The sequence below is a fragment of the Brevibacillus sp. AG genome (assembly GCF_028369215.1).
Lineage (GTDB): Bacteria > Bacillota > Bacilli > Brevibacillales > Brevibacillaceae > Brevibacillus > Brevibacillus porteri.
The window spans coordinates 1-14412 of the sequence record NZ_JAQMYO010000024.1 but is presented as its reverse complement, the minus strand read 5'-3'; the positions used below and the strand labels follow the sequence as shown (position 1 = coordinate 14412).

At 46.9% G+C, this 14412-nt stretch carries 14 protein-coding genes; 12 read left to right on the top strand and 2 right to left on the bottom strand.

Translation table 11 applies throughout. The features are described from left to right. Window positions 1-69: 69 nt before the first annotated feature. From POF51_RS31290 to POF51_RS31280, 3 genes are all read left to right on the top strand, one after another. Window positions 70-846 carry an amino acid ABC transporter substrate-binding protein gene (locus POF51_RS31290; protein ID WP_017251946.1) on the top strand — a complete coding sequence of 259 codons (777 nt, stop codon included), beginning with the start codon at window positions 70-72 and terminating at the stop codon, window positions 844-846. Window positions 847-918: 72 nt separating this feature from the next. Beyond that, window positions 919-1578 (top strand): amino acid ABC transporter permease, encoded by a 660-nt coding sequence (locus POF51_RS31285; protein WP_017251947.1) that lies wholly within the window; start codon window positions 919-921, stop codon window positions 1576-1578. A 14-nt stretch (window positions 1579-1592) separates the two neighbouring features. Continuing rightward, window positions 1593-2339: an amino acid ABC transporter ATP-binding protein gene (locus tag POF51_RS31280; protein ID WP_069853067.1), complete on the top strand. Its 747-nt coding sequence runs from the start codon at window positions 1593-1595 to the stop codon at window positions 2337-2339. Between the two features lie 65 nt (window positions 2340-2404). Here POF51_RS31280 and POF51_RS31275 read toward each other — a convergent pair whose 3' ends face one another. Further along, the gene (locus POF51_RS31275) at window positions 2405-2668 is read right to left on the bottom strand and encodes a KTSC domain-containing protein (RefSeq protein WP_017251949.1); all 264 of its coding nucleotides are present in this window, start codon (window positions 2666-2668) and stop codon (window positions 2405-2407) included. A gap of 466 nt (window positions 2669-3134) precedes the next feature. Here POF51_RS31275 and POF51_RS31270 point away from each other — a divergent pair, with 466 nt between their 5' ends. The 3 genes from POF51_RS31270 to POF51_RS31260 all read left to right on the top strand — a co-directional run bounded on the left by POF51_RS31270 (window position 3135) and on the right by POF51_RS31260 (window position 6652). Beyond that, complete coding sequence (locus POF51_RS31270) at window positions 3135-3461, top strand: PadR family transcriptional regulator (RefSeq protein WP_069853065.1); 327 nt, start codon at window positions 3135-3137, stop codon at window positions 3459-3461. Beyond that, entirely contained in the window at window positions 3454-4221 is a 768-nt protein-coding gene (locus tag POF51_RS31265; RefSeq protein ID WP_244521854.1) for a VanZ family protein, read from the top strand. Before POF51_RS31270 ends, POF51_RS31265 begins: the two co-directional genes overlap by 8 nt. Window positions 4222-4360: 139 nt before the next feature. Continuing rightward, window positions 4361-6652 carry a glycoside hydrolase gene (locus POF51_RS31260; RefSeq protein ID WP_271756723.1) on the top strand — a complete coding sequence of 764 codons (2292 nt, stop codon included), beginning with the start codon at window positions 4361-4363 and terminating at the stop codon, window positions 6650-6652. Between the two features lie 53 nt (window positions 6653-6705). Here the strand turns inward: POF51_RS31260 and POF51_RS31255 are convergent, their stop codons facing one another. Then, entirely contained in the window at window positions 6706-7632 is a 927-nt protein-coding gene (locus POF51_RS31255; protein ID WP_069853058.1) for a LysR family transcriptional regulator, read from the bottom strand. Between the two features lie 136 nt (window positions 7633-7768). On the opposite strand from POF51_RS31255, the gene POF51_RS31250 reads away from it, so the two are divergent. From POF51_RS31250 to POF51_RS31225, 6 genes are all read left to right on the top strand, one after another. Then, window positions 7769-8524, top strand: a complete 756-nt coding sequence (locus POF51_RS31250; protein ID WP_069853055.1) for an SDR family NAD(P)-dependent oxidoreductase — start codon at window positions 7769-7771, stop codon at window positions 8522-8524. Between the two features lie 40 nt (window positions 8525-8564). After that, window positions 8565-9308: an SDR family NAD(P)-dependent oxidoreductase gene (locus POF51_RS31245; protein ID WP_069853053.1), complete on the top strand. Its 744-nt coding sequence runs from the start codon at window positions 8565-8567 to the stop codon at window positions 9306-9308. 153 nt (window positions 9309-9461) lie between these two features. Continuing rightward, window positions 9462-9722, top strand: a complete 261-nt coding sequence (locus POF51_RS31240) for a spore germination protein (protein WP_069853050.1) — start codon at window positions 9462-9464, stop codon at window positions 9720-9722. Window positions 9723-9847: 125 nt separating this feature from the next. After that, window positions 9848-10993, top strand: a complete 1146-nt coding sequence (locus POF51_RS31235; protein WP_271756722.1) for an alpha-hydroxy-acid oxidizing protein — start codon at window positions 9848-9850, stop codon at window positions 10991-10993. A gap of 240 nt (window positions 10994-11233) precedes the next feature. Continuing rightward, the gene (locus tag POF51_RS31230; RefSeq protein ID WP_271756721.1) at window positions 11234-13360 is read left to right on the top strand and encodes a bifunctional diguanylate cyclase/phosphodiesterase; all 2127 of its coding nucleotides are present in this window, start codon (window positions 11234-11236) and stop codon (window positions 13358-13360) included. Window positions 13361-13472: 112 nt separating this feature from the next. Further along, window positions 13473-14378, top strand: coding sequence for a DMT family transporter (locus POF51_RS31225; protein ID WP_017251960.1), 906 nt, complete (start codon window positions 13473-13475; stop codon window positions 14376-14378). Window positions 14379-14412 lie beyond the last annotated feature (34 nt).

The following is a 14412-nucleotide window of genomic DNA, read 5'->3' as shown; positions in this document are numbered from 1 at the left end:
TACCTTGTTAACGTATTACCACTTTATCAGAGTAAAATATAGAGTAGGGAAACGAGGGGGATCATCACGATGAAGAAAATAGCATGGATGTCTTTGTTGTTGAGTGCGATGGTTTCATTGGTAGTGGGCTGTTCCAGCGCAAAAACTGGCGCTGACGCGAACAAGCTGATTATCGGAATTGATGATAAGTTTGCACCAATGGGATTCCGGGATGAAAAAAATGAGCTAGTCGGTTTTGATATTGATTATGCGCGTGCAGCCGGCGAAAAAATGGGAAAACAAGTCGAGTTTCAACCAATCGATTGGAGTGCAAAAGAGTCTGAACTAAATAGCGGTCGTATCGACTTGATCTGGAATGGATATACGATTACAGATGAGAGAAAAGAGAAGGTTCTCTTTACCAAGCCTTATCTGAAAAACGCGCAAGTAGTGGTCACGATGGCAAATAGCAACTGGACCAAGCTGTCAGACTTGGCTGGTAAAGCAATTGGTTTGCAAAAGCTGTCTTCCGCAGCTGACGCTGTCAATGCAAGTGACATGAAAAATCAGGTCAAATCAATTACAGAGTATCCTGATAATGTACTGGCATTGAGCGATATGAAGATTGGCCGCGTGGAAGCAGTTGTCATCGACCAGATTGTAGCCGATTACTACATGGCAAAAGAACCTGGAACCTTTAAGCTGTTGGAAGAATCACTTGCACCTGAGGAGTATGGAGTGGGCGTCAAAAAAGGGAACGAGGCGTTATTGAACGAACTGCAAAAAGCCTTGGATACCATGAATCAGGATGGAACAGCAGCTAAAATATCAGAAAAATGGTTTGGCGAAAATCGCGTGTTGAAATAAACGGAAGATACGATGGCTTCGCCGAATGATTGGCGAAGCCACGCTTTATTATAAGGATTAGGAGCATACCAGATGAGCTTAGACTATATTATCTCCATTACCGTGCCCATGCTAGAAGGGGCGCAGATGACGGTGTTGCTGTTCTTCATCGCTATCCTGGCATCGATCCCATTGGGATTTCTCATTACCTTAATGGCGAATAGCAGCAACAGAGGTCTGTCTTGGTTCGCGCACACCTATGTATATGTCATGCGTGGAACGCCTCTATTATTACAGCTATTGTTTTTTGTCTTTGGTCTCCCACTCTTGCCAGTGATCGGAGAATACTTGGTTATGGATCGATTCGTAGCTGCATGCCTCGGCTTCGTGCTGAACTACGCAGCGTATTTCGCGGAGATTTTCCGTGGAGGACTATTGTCGATCGACAAAGGACAGTACGAGGCGGCGCAGGTCCTCGGCTTTAGCAAATGGCAGACGACCAACAAGATTATTTTGCCGCAAATGTTTCGCGTGGCTTTGCCTGCCGTCGCAAATGAATCCATTACTCTCGTAAAGGACACAGCGCTGCTCTATGCGGTTGCCGTCCCAGAATTGCTTCATTTTGCACAAACGGCTGTGAATCGCGACTTTACCATCGTTCCGTTTTTTATTGCCGGAATCATTTATTTGTTGATGACGCTATTGTTGACGTTATTCTTTAAGTGGCTGGAAAAAAGGTTCAAATTCGAATAAAGGGCTGGCGCAATATGGATATCATTCAAGTATCGAATCTAAAGAAATCGTTTGGCAATCAGGAAGTTTTGCGAGATGTCTCGTTTTCGGTGAAAAAGAACGAAGTCGTGGCGGTCATTGGACCGTCTGGCTCCGGCAAAAGTACAATGCTACGTAGCTTGGTCAATCTGGAGCAGGTGAATGGTGGCAGCATTCGGGTGCAGGATGATTATTTGGTGAAGGACGGCGTTTACGCCAGTAACCAGGAAATCAAGCAGATCACATCGAGAATGGGCATGGTCTTTCAGCATTTTAATCTGTTTCCTCATTTGACGGTGAAGGAGAATCTTGAGATCGCACCTAGAGTGGTCAAAGGGGAGGCGGCGGAGGACATCCAGCGCATGAGTGCAGAGCTCCTGGAAAAGGTCGGCTTATCTGATAAGGCAGGCGCATACCCAGCAAAGCTCTCAGGCGGACAGAAGCAGCGTGTGGCGATCGCCAGAGCATTGATGATGAATCCGCAAATCTTGTTGTTTGACGAGCCTACGTCTGCGCTCGATCCAGAACTGACAGGTGAGGTCCTGCAAGTCATCAAGCAGCTTGCCCAAGAGCACATGACGATGATGGTTGTGACGCATGAGATGGGATTCGCGCGCGAGGTGGCGAACCAAATCATGTTTATGGACAACGGGGAATTCGTAGAGTCGGGGACACCTGAGCAATTGTTTACAAATGCTAAATTTGAGCGGACCAAATCATTTTTGCATCGCGCATTAAAATAGAGAAGATCAACAACAAATGCCCTCAGTGTCGAGAAGACAGACTGAGGGCATTTTGTATCGACAGGCTACATCACCTGATAGTTCAAGTACCGTTGGCTGATGAACGAATGAAAATGATCGCTGAACGAGTCAGCATTTAAAAACGCATTGTAAGCGTAAGGAGTGACCCGACAGTAAACGACCTCGCGTCCATCGTGAAAACGGATGTAGAGGTGGTTTGTAACCAGATCGTACCGAGCAGCTTTGATCAATTTCGAATCCAGTTCCTTGTAGGTAATTTCTTGGGGTTGATTCTGACGTGGCAGAAATTGGCGGAAAAAAGATCTCAATGTACGTGCAAACTCCTTTATCTAAAAATCGGCTTATCTATTTCTACGAGTCTTCATTTTACGCAAAAATTTGGATTCGGAATACAAAAATAGCACACCAATTGCAAAATAGGCTAAGAGAACTGCGTTCAGAACGATCGATGAAAAGTCGGCAAGCATGTAAGTGCCTCCTGTTAGAGAGAATGAAGTCACGAATTGAAAGGAACCTGCTCCATAAAAGGGAAGATCTTCTTTTTGGTTCATTCTATGGGCCTATTATCTAGTTGTGTTTTGAAAAGAATGATCATCAAAAAGTACGTAGACTCATGAAAAATCTTGTCGAATATAGTCTATATTACCTATTTTGTTATTGTCAATAATTACATAGAACCAAATGCATTATCCGCAAATTTCCTTGATCAACTACCTTGTATCACGAGGTATAGTGTGGTAATCTCTAGGCATGTCACGGGGAGGAGATGCTTTTGTGAACAAAGAGTTGTTGAAGGGAAGCATCGATCTATTGCTACTCTCGCTGATCGCACAGAAAGATCAGTACGGCTATGAGTTGGCCAAGAAGATTCGCGATAAAAGCGATGAGCTGTATGAAATCGGTGAAGGCACACTATATCCTGCCCTAAAGCGATTGGAGACGCAAAAGGCAGTGGAGTCTTACTGGGGGGAAGCCAATGAGGGCGGACGCCGTAAATATTATCGGATCACCAAGACAGGCCAGGGACTTCTTCAAGACAAGATGAAGGATTGGCAGAGCTTGAGCAAACTCATTACGCTCGTCAATGAGGGAAGTGAGTAAGCGAATGAAGCTGGAAGAATACGCAGAGCGGGTTGTCAATCGTTTGCCGTGTTCCAAATGGGAAAAGCAGGATGTCAAGGATGAGCTGATGGATCATTTAAGGAGCATGAAGAGTGAGCTGGTCGAAGAAGGCTACGGGGAACAGCAAGCCGTCTCTCTGACCATTCAACGATTTGGACCTACGGGGGCAATCAGCCGGAAACTGTCTGAATCGATGCCGCTCATTGATAAATACTTCCGCAAATGGTTCATGACGTTGTTTTTCTTGTATGTAGCGATCTCCAGCTATCTCTTGTTATTGTCGCCTGATCGCTTCCGGCGCAGAGCTTTTACAGTGGAATGGAAGCAGAGGATGATCGAGTACGGCGTCCCGCAATATACGCATCTTTTTCAAAATACGAAGCCATTTCAAACCTTGGTGGATTACGTCTTCCATTATGATCATTACAGCTTCGGTACGGTGATGTATAACTTAATAGGGAATATCCTTATTTTTTTGCCGCTGGGATTGTTTTTGCCGCTGTTATTCTTGTCCTTTCAAAACATGCATCGCGTGTTTTTTCTCACATTGTCTGCCAGTCTTATCATTGAAGCGTTGCAGCTTTTGCTTGCATTAGGAAGCTTTGATGTCGATGATCTACTGCTGAATGTAATTGGGGGACTGATTGGTTATGGCATGTTTCGATTAGGAGCAGCTATGATACACAGGCGAAGGAAAAGAATTCGCTTCGATGATGATTTGTCCGCTACACCCTCGTAAAAAGCAACATAAGTCGAAGAAGCCTCATGGACCGAGGTCGCCGGGATGTAAGGTGACCTTGGACAAGGTTTTCGATGACTTTTTATGCACATGTACATCGTAATACGATATACATAGTTATTCGATCTAGGAGGATTTCATGAAAAGAAAAGCGATTTTACTCATCGTGTTCGCCCTCATGCTCCAAGTAGTAGTTGGTTGTGAGAGCAACCATGCTAACGGGCAAGTGCAGGCGAAGCAACACGCAGATTTTACTTTTGATGTGAAGCCGGAGACCTTCGAAGTATTTGTCGAGAAAGACGGAGTGAAGGAAAGCGCTTCTGAGCCTATGCCAGCGCGTAAGGTAGCGAATGTACAAAAAGGTGAGCAAGAGATTACCTGGAGCTACCCAGACGATAAGCTGGATGTCTCGCTTCAAAAGAAAGAAGATCATTTGCAAATCACCCTGACCTCGACAGGGACAGAGAGCTTTTCCTGGCCTACCGTGAAAGGACCTAGCTATATGCTGCCCTTGGGGGAAGGAAAGTGGATTCCTGCCGCCGACAGAGAGTGGCAGTCCTTTTTCAAAGAGGAGAGTCTTACTTTCGCAGAGTCATTCTCCATGCGCTTTTTTGCTGTCAATAAGAACAAGTACGCGCTCATGTACGTGGTGGACAACTTGTTTAACAGTACAGTTGATTTTGCAGTCGATCCGACGATTTCCTTCACGTTCTCGCATGAGTTCCCGAGGATTAATTCAGACAAGACCTACGGATTCCGCTTGTATGTAACAGACAATGATCCAGTCAGCATTGCAGGCGTGTACAAGGATTATATAAAGGAAAAGGGAGAGCTGCTGACTCTGGCTGAAAAAGCGAAAGCGAACCCGGATGTCGAAAAGCTGTACGGAGCTCCACATTTTTATTTGTGGAACAAGAGCTTCCTGACTGCTGAGGATGTAAAATGGCGTGCATTGAAAACCAAACTGGACGCGAACTTCATCGGATGGATGGAGCAGTTCTTGCAAAGCAGCGAGGATGGAAAAGAGAGCATCCAGCAATTCCGCGAGATTCAAAAACAGGATTACGTCGCGGACTACCAGAAGAGAGCGATCATCAGCGGGTTCAACTATGCGTTGCGCTCGCGTGAGTTTTACAATCCGAAGCTATTTACGAACGTCGATGAGAAGACAAAAGAACTCATCGGAAAAGGGATCGACAAGCTGACGGAAGCACAGCTGTACGACTTGAACAAACAACTGCTGAAAAGTGTATTGCAGGATGCCGTTCCACCGGTAGAAAAGTGGGGCAATGCGGATTCTACTGATCTGCTCAAGGACATGAAAGCAGCCGGAATTACGAATGCATGGATCGGCTTGCCGGACTGGACTGCCGCTTACATGAAGCCAGCATTCATTCAACAGGCGAATGATACAGGCTATTTGATCGCCAGCTACGACTCGTACCATTCCATTCATAAGGAAGAAAATCAGGATTGGAATACGGCTATTTTCAAGGATAAGAGCTTGTATGAGAATGCGACAATCACGAAGAAAAATGGAGAAAAGAAGGCTGGTTTTCTGCAACGTGGCAGATTGCTGAATCCAACCTTATCGCTGCCAAGTGTGAAGCAGCGCATGGATGAAATCATGAGTAACGATGTCGCTTTTAACTCGTGGTTTATTGATGTGGATGCAGCAGGAGATTTCAACGATGATTATTCGCCTGAGCACACAACGACAGAAGCACAGGATATGAAGGCGAAGCTTGCACGGATGGACTATATTCGTGATGAAAAGAAATTGGTCGTTGGCTCTGAGACGGGCAACGACTTCGCTAGCAGAAGCATTGCTTTTGCCCACGGGATTGAGACGCCTGTCATCAAATGGGCAGATCCAGATATGCGAAAAAACAAGCAAAGCCCGTATTATGTGGGAGGTTATTGGTCCCCAGCGGGTGAGATTCCAGAGCGATACAAGAAGCAGGTTCCGATCAAGGAAGAGTACCAGCATGTGTACATTGATCCAGCGTACTCCTTGCCGCTATACAAACTGGTGTACAATAACTCGGTGATCACAAGCCATCACTGGGAGTGGGGAAGCCTGAAGATCAAGGGAGAAGTCGGTACTCGTATGCTCAAAGAGCTGCTCTACAATGTTCCGCCGCTCTATCATGTGGATAGAAAGATGTGGGATGCTGAACAAGAGTTGATCATGAACTATCTGAAGGTGTGGTCTCCCTTCCATAAAAAAGCAGTGCAGCAAGAGATGACCGATTATCGCGTGTTGTCTGAAGACAGACTCGTGCAAAAGGCAGTTTATGGGGATGATTTGCAAGTCATCGCCAATTTCTCACAGAAAGATTTCACGTACGAAAATCAAGTGGTGAAGGCTAGAGCGGCTCTCATCATCGATGGTAAGAATAAACAGACATTCCTTGCTCCAGCGCAGTAAGAATGAATAGAAAAAGGCTGTCCGCGAAAATAATGCGGCAGCCTTTTTGCTTACTAAAGAAGCGGGGAGTATTTCTTGCTTTTCAAATCGTATTGGAGTCGATTGATAAAGTTCATGGAAATGCGGGAGTAATGCCGTTCCGCAGAGCGGACCCAGCCATAATAAATAGGTTGTTGATAAGGGATATCTAAATCAAGGGTTCTCGTATCGGAGTCTTGCAAATGTGGTTCATGAACAAAAGAGTAGTCCAGTCCGATCGTAACAGCGAGATTTTGCCGGATCGCATTGCGGAGGGCTTCTGTGTTGTTACTCGTAAACAAAATGTCGACAGGACCATACGTAGCGGCAAAATCCTCTACGAACCATTTGACATAGTCGTCGTTGTACAGGACAAAGGATTGCTTGCGAAGCTCTTCGGGCGTAACGGAATCCTGATAGGCAAGGGGCGAGTTTTTGGGGACGCCGACGACCATTTTCCCCTCTAGCAACTGTTCGAACACCAAGCCAAGTCCCTCGCTCTTTTTGAGCAGGTTCTCGTGGATGATGACTAGCCCGATGTCCAGCTTGTCATGAAGAATGTCCTCTAATATTTCCTGCGTGCCTTTTTCTGCAATTTCGGTACGGATGTGAGGATAATCTTTTTTAAAGCTCGCGACGGCATCGACTAGTAGATTCATGGGCCCGGGAATCGTAGCGAGTCTCAGCTCACCCGTCAACGTGTTCGTGTAGTTTTGTGCTTCCTCCCAGATCTCCTGGATTATTCCCAAGGCTTCAAACGCTTTTTTGATGATGATGCGCCCCTCAGAGGTCGGTACAGCTCCAAGGCGCGAACGTGTAAACAGAGTAACGCCTAGCTCTGCTTCCAGACTGGCGAGCGACTGACTGATGGCGGAGAGTGTCACATGCTTGTTCTGAGCGGCTTTGGTCAGGGAGCCTGCCTTCGCTATTTCTACGATATATTCCAGTTGTTCCAGATGCATTTGGCAAGCTCACATCCTTTAGTCGTACTTAAGGAAGGGTAAGTATGTTTACATATTTTTAAATATAAAAGAGTCCTATAATGAAAGCAAGGCAAGAGATCAGGTACAAAAGACATAATAAATGGAGGCGTTTACAATGGCGAGACTCGAAGGGAAAGTAGCGATCATTTCCGGTGGCGGAACAGGAATCGGGAAAACAACGGCGATTCGTTTTGCCAAGGAAGGTGCGAAAGTAGTCGTTACCGATATCAATCTGGAAAGTGCCTCTCAGACGGTAGCCGAAATCAAGGATGCGGGTGGAGAAGCCATCGCGATTGCGCATGATGTAAGCCGTGAAGAGCAATGGCAGCAAGTAGTAGCAACCACCGTAGAACAATACGAGAAAGTAGATATCCTGTTCAACAATGCAGGCATTTATATCATTAAACCGTTGGCGGAGATTACCGTAGAGGAATGGAATCGCCTCATGGCGATTAACGTAACGGGTGTCTTTTTGGGAATGAAGCATGTAATGCCACTCATGGCAAAACAACAAGGTGGTTCTGTCATCAATGCCTCTTCCATCGCTGGGCTTTTTGGTGCGCCGGGTCACGTCTTGTACGGAGCGAGCAAGGGAGCGGTTCGCATCATGTCCAAGGATGCAGCGATGGAGTATGCGGCACACGGTGTGCGCGTGAACTCGATTCACCCTGGCTATATCGATACAAACATGGTGTCCTATGCTTCGGAAACGACAAAGCATTCCAAATCAGAGTTGGCACAAGCGACTCCAACAGGTCGACTCGGAACTGTTGAGGATGTAGCCAATATGGTGCTGTTCCTCGCTTCTGACGAGTCTTCTCATGTCACAGGGGCGGAATTCGTCATCGATGGCGGCGCAACAGCGAGATAAAACGGTATGAATATCATTTTGAAAATAGGAGTAGTTAACCATGAGACTCGAAAATAAAGTAGCGATCGTAACAGGGGGAGCAAGCGGAATCGGAGAGACGACCGTCCGTCTCTTCGCAAAAGAAGGGGCGAAAGTAGTGATTGCTGACTTCTCCCCACGTGGAAATGAATTGGCGGAAGAGCTGAATCAAGCGGGCTTCGATGCGTTGTTCGTGAAAACGGACGTAACGAAAGAAGACGAAGTGAAAAACATGGTGAACACCACTGTAGAAAAGTTCGGAAAGGTAGACATTCTGTTTGCCAATGCGGGTATCGCGAAAGACGCACCAGGTCATCTGTTGAGCATGGATGATTGGCAAAGAACGATTGATATCAATCTGACTGGCGTGTTCTTGTGCGATAAATACGTTATCGAGCAAATGCTGGCGCAAGGAACTGGCGGCGCGATTGTCAACTGCGGCTCGATCCATAGCCATGCCGGAAAAGCTGGCGTGACCGCATACTCTTCCGCCAAAGGTGGAGTGAAGCTCCTGACCCAGACACTGGGACTTACGTATGCGAAGCAAGGGATTCGCGTAAATGCGGTTTGCCCGGGCTATATTGACACGCCGCTGATCGCTGGTCGAGATGAAGCCTTAAACGAGCACCTGATTGGATTGCATCCGATGGGGCGCTTGGGTAAACCAGAAGAAGTCGCCAAGGCTGTTCTGTTCCTTGCCAGCGATGATGCTTCCTTCGTCACAGGGACAAGCCTGCTGGTCGACGGCGGTTATACCGCGCAATAAAAAGGTCTTTCTCCTCGCGTAGTTTTGTCTACTCGGGGAGATTTTTTTTTCGCAAGACCACATCAGACAAATGCCCTCAACCATCGTCCAAGCGGGCGCAAAACCGTCCGAATATGATGGGAATAAGCCATTGCAGACGGGGAGGGAGAGGAATTGCCGACTTTTGTGGGAACTGTGACAATCAACAACAATGTCGGAAACATCAACTTTGGTGATACGGCAAATAACTCTCCTAAAAGCGTAACCAAAGCGTTTGCCGGTTCAGGTGGAAACAACAGTGGTAACGTGGTAAAGGTCATCAATGAAAATAGTCAAACCATCACATGGGTGGGTTCAATTACCCGTGGAATGAAGACGCAAAAAGCAAAGAAACAAATCCGTCGCAAAGCCCGAAAAGGCAAAAAGAAAAAGTAGCCTTGATAAAGGCATTTGCGAATGTGGACAAGCTTGTGGAATAGAAAAGAGATTAAGACTATTGCGAATTTATGTGAATTGAGATAAAAAAGATGAAAGACGATCGCAGAAAGGAAGCAAACCAGATGATGAAAACAAATGAGGAATCACTCTTATTTACCCGTGTGAACAAAGACACGCAGGCACTGCCTATTTCCATTGAGGATTGGGAGAAAAAGGCGCGAGAGGTGTTACCGGATGGGCCATTTGATTACGTTGCCGGGGGATCAGGGGCAGAGGAAACGCTGGTAGAAAACCGGACAGCTTTTTCCCGTTGGGCAATCATTCCGCGGATGATGCGGGATGTGACGAATCGTACACTTGGTATCTCGCTGTATAATCAAGCGTTACGCACACCGATCTTCTTGGCTCCTGTGGGTATGCAGACGATTTCACATCCCGATGGGGAGCTGGCGTCTGCCAAGGCGGCGGCAGCAGCCGGAGTGCCGTTCGTAGCCAGTACGGTTTCCGCTCACTCGCTCGAACAGATTGCTGAAGTGATGGGCGATGCCTATCGTTGGTTCCAGCTCTATTGGTCGAATGATCGAGAGGTTTCTGCGAGCATGGTCAGACGAGCGGAAAAGTCTGGCTATTCTGCCATTGTCCTCACGGTAGATACCGTTATGCTAGGGTGGAAGCGCAGAGACTTCCGTAACGGGTATTCGCCACTGCGCGAAGGAAGAGGACTGGTGAATTACTTGACAGACCCTGTTTTTTGCTCGAGACTCCCTGAGGTAACGCCGGAGAATGCAGTGGAGGAAGTGTTGAAAAACATTTATCATCCAGCGCTGAATTGGAACGATATCGCCTTTTTGCGTGAGCATACTCGCCTGCCGATTTTGGTAAAAGGCATTTTGCATCCGGATGATGCGCGGCTTGCTTTAGAGCATGGCGTAGATGGAATCATCGTTTCCAATCACGGTGGGCGGCAGATGGATGGCGCCATTTCTACGCTGGATGCGTTGCCAGCGATTGCCGAGGTGGTAGCTGGCAAAATACCTGTCTTGCTCGACAGTGGCGTGCGTACAGGAGCAGATGTCGTGAAAGCAATTGCTTTAGGTGCCAATGCTATCCTGATTGGTCGCCCATTCCTGTATGGTCTGGCTGTTGCCGGAGAACAAGGCGTAGCGAGTGTGTTAGATACACTCATCCATGAATTTGATGTCGCGATGGCGCTGTCTGGCAGCAATTCTGTCGCAGACCTCAATCGCAGCATTCTTGCCCGCTTGTAAGAGGGAGCAGTCCAATCATACCCATTGTTGAAAAAAGTGAGCCAGGCTACGTGTGCTGGTTCATTTTTTTCGTATGGACACATCAAGAAGTTTGTAAAAATGTTGTTTCTACCGCAGTTGTTCTCGTTGAACTTTCGGAAAAACATGGTAAAATGGAACGAACTGTATCCAGAACGTTACGATCCTTCTGTAAGGATCATTTTTTTTGACTGTATTCGAAAGTATAAACAGGAGATTGAAATGAATAACCAAATGATATCTTCACTGACACCCCAAGATTGGGCTGGGCTACTACGCGAAAAAGATGGTGAGCTGAACATGGTTGTGAATGAGCTGGCAGATGTCAAATACGCTTTGGACCAATCCACGATCTTGGCAATTACGGACCATAAGGGGATTATTTTGCGGGCAAATGAGCAATTTTGCCGCATATCGAAATACGAACGAAGCGAATTGATTGGAAAAGACCATCGTATTCTTAATTCGGGTTACCATCCGAAAGGCTTTTTTAAAGAAATGTGGTCTTGTATTCGATCTGGCCAGGTCTGGCGGGGAGAAATTCGCAATCGCGCAAAAGATGACAGCTATTATTGGGTCGATACAACTATCGTGCCCTTTAAGGACCAAGCGGGCGAAATCTATCAATACCTTTCCATTCGCAGTGATATCACATGTCGTAAGCAAATGGAAGACGAGCTCAAGCGGAGTGAAGAAAAGTATCGCATTATCGCGGAAAACACATCGGATATCATCAGCATCATCAACCTGGATGGGGAGTTTCTCTATTTGTCCCCATCTCACAAGCGGGTATGGGAGCATACCGTTCCTGATGAGGAAATTCATAATCTGTTCGAATGGATTGTGGAGGATGACCGAGATATTTTTGCTTATGCGATTCAGCATGCCTTCTCTACACGTAAAGAGTACATGGTAGAGTGCCGGATTAACACCCAAAGAAACGATGTTATCTGGACAGAAAGCAAAATCAATCCGATAGCGGATGAAGAAGGAAATGTGACCAAGCTGCTCCTCGTTACCCGTGACGTTACAGACCGGAAACAGTCCGAAGAGACGATTCATCACTTGGCTTATCACGATGCGTTGACAGACCTGCCGAATCGACGGATGTATGTTCAACAGCTCAGCAAGGAAATGATGCAGGCCAAGCGTTTCCAATCGAATCTGGCTGTGCTGTTTTTGGACATGGATCGCTTCAAGGATGTGAACGATTCGTTCGGTCATGATGTAGGGGATATGTTGCTGATCGAAGCATCAAAGCGTCTACAGGCATGCCTCAAGCCAGGAGATGTCGTGGCCAGGTTGGGTGGAGACGAATTTACGATTATGCAGAACCATCTGCAAGATCGAAGCGAAGCGTCTGCATTGGCAGAGCAGATCATGAATCAGTTGCAGCGGCCGTTTGAATTGGAGGGTCATGTGTTCAACGTGTCGTGTAGCATCGGCATCGCCTTGTACCCGCAAGATGGGGACAATCCCGAAGATTTGTTGAAACGGGCCGATACGGCATTATATACAGTGAAATCGCGCGGGAAGAATGGCTATGACTTTTTCGATCCGACGATGGAGGCGAAGTCGCTAGAGCGTATCTTGATGGAAAATGAGATGCGGAAAGCCATTGAACAAGAGCAGTTCCAAATTTACTACCAGCCCAAAATCGATATTATGACAAGCGCGATGACTGGCATGGAGGCGCTCGTTAGATGGGTGCATCCAGAGCTGGGCATCATCCCGCCGAATCGTTTTATTCCTATCGCTGAGGAGACAGGGATGATTCTGGCGCTTGGGGAATGGATTTTGAAACAGGCGTGCAAACAAAATAAATTTTGGCACGATCAAGGATATACCCTGAAGGTCTCTGTGAATTTGTCAGCGAGACAGATCTATCAAAAAGATCTGGTCGAGATGATCAAAGATATTCTTCGGGAAACAAATCTGTCCCCTGATTGGCTAGAGCTCGAGATTACGGAGAGTATTTTTGTCAAAATGGAAGAGGCGACGGCAGTCCTGCAGCAGATTCGGGACATCGGCATCCAAATTTCGATTGATGATTTTGGGACAGGCTATAGCTCGTTTAGTTATATTAAGAGCTTGCCAGTCGATACAATCAAAATTGACGCCTCATTTATTCGCGACATTCATCACAACCAAGAGAGTCAAGCGATTGTAAAAGCGATTGTCACGATCGCGCAAAGTCTCAATATGAATGTCATCGCAGAGGGAATTGAGCTCCATGATCAAGTAGCGGCTTTGAAGGAAAATGGCTGCGACCATGGTCAAGGCTATCTGTTCAGCAAGCCGCTTCCGACAGATGCTTTCGACCAGTTCCTGCGCCAAGAGCTGCAATAATATGGCAGGAAGCAAAGCCGGGTGAGAACATCCGGCTTCTTCTTTTGTGTGGTACTATAAGAGGCGGACAAAAACAGAAGAGCAAGTGTGCAGCTAGAAAGGGAGGCCCCTCGTGGGAAAGTTTTCGGGTAAGACTGTTGTCGCTATTGCAAGTTTGGTATTGATGTGGGGTTTAAGCTGGTCGATCTACAAAATGTCACTCGCCTATACGCCACCGATTTTATTCGCAGGAATGCGTTCGCTGATTGGCGGACTTCTGCTCGCTTTATTCATTTTACCGAAATGGAAAAAGATCAACTGGCGTGAAAACTGGTTGCGCTATTGTATATCTGCCTTTCTGAATACCTTGTGCTTTTACGGCATTCAGACGGTTGGACTCGTATATTTGCCAGGTGGATTATTCTCTGTGTTGGTGTACTTCCAGCCAATCTTGATAGGACTCTTTGCTTGGTTGTGGCTGGGTGAGAGCATGACGGTCCTCAAGGTCATTGGGCTGATCATGGGATTCCTCGGGATACTTGCGGTCAGTGCAGATGGACTGACTGGACAGGTTTCCATCGTGGGCGTCATTTTAGGTTTGTTGACGGCTCTTACGTGGGCGCTGGGCGTGATCTATGTGAAAAAAGTCAGTGCCAAGGTAGATTCGCTGTGGATGGTTGCCATGCAATGCATCATCGGTGGCGCGGCCTTAACTCTTTTGGGGACAGGCGTAGAGAGCTGGTCCGACATTGTCTGGAATGTTCCGTATCTGATCGGTCTCAGCTATGGCGCTACATTTGGGGTACCGATTGCCATTGTCATTTACTTTGGGCTCGTGAATGCAGGCGAAGCGAGCAAGGTGGCCGCCTTTACGTTTCTTGTGCCGCTCATCGCAGTCGTCACTGGCACCATTTTTATGGACGAGCCGATTACGTATTCGCTCATTGCTGGTCTGGTATTGATCGTGTGCAGTATTTACTTGGTGAACTATCAGAAAAAGATAAGACAGCCTGCAATTGCCAATACTCTCAATCGTTGATGGAGACGACAAAAACAGCCGACACTTCTCAGGT

Bases quoted from the DNA above. Each gene is read 5' to 3' on its own strand.
- POF51_RS31255 (WP_069853058.1), bottom strand. From the start codon at position 7,632: ATGCATCTGGAACAACTGGAATATATCGTAGAAATAGCGAAGGCAGGC.
- POF51_RS31280 (WP_069853067.1), top strand. From the start codon at position 1,593: ATGGATATCATTCAAGTATCGAATCTAAAGAAATCGTTTGGCAATCAG.
- POF51_RS31235 (WP_271756722.1), top strand. From the start codon at position 9,848: ATGATGAAAACAAATGAGGAATCACTCTTATTTACCCGTGTGAACAAA.
- POF51_RS31285 (WP_017251947.1), top strand. From the start codon at position 919: ATGAGCTTAGACTATATTATCTCCATTACCGTGCCCATGCTAGAAGGG.
- POF51_RS31250 (WP_069853055.1), top strand. From the start codon at position 7,769: ATGGCGAGACTCGAAGGGAAAGTAGCGATCATTTCCGGTGGCGGAACA.
- POF51_RS31230 (WP_271756721.1), top strand. From the start codon at position 11,234: ATGAATAACCAAATGATATCTTCACTGACACCCCAAGATTGGGCTGGG.
- POF51_RS31245 (WP_069853053.1), top strand. From the start codon at position 8,565: ATGAGACTCGAAAATAAAGTAGCGATCGTAACAGGGGGAGCAAGCGGA.
- POF51_RS31260 (WP_271756723.1), top strand. From the start codon at position 4,361: ATGAAAAGAAAAGCGATTTTACTCATCGTGTTCGCCCTCATGCTCCAA.
- POF51_RS31290 (WP_017251946.1), top strand. From the start codon at position 70: ATGAAGAAAATAGCATGGATGTCTTTGTTGTTGAGTGCGATGGTTTCA.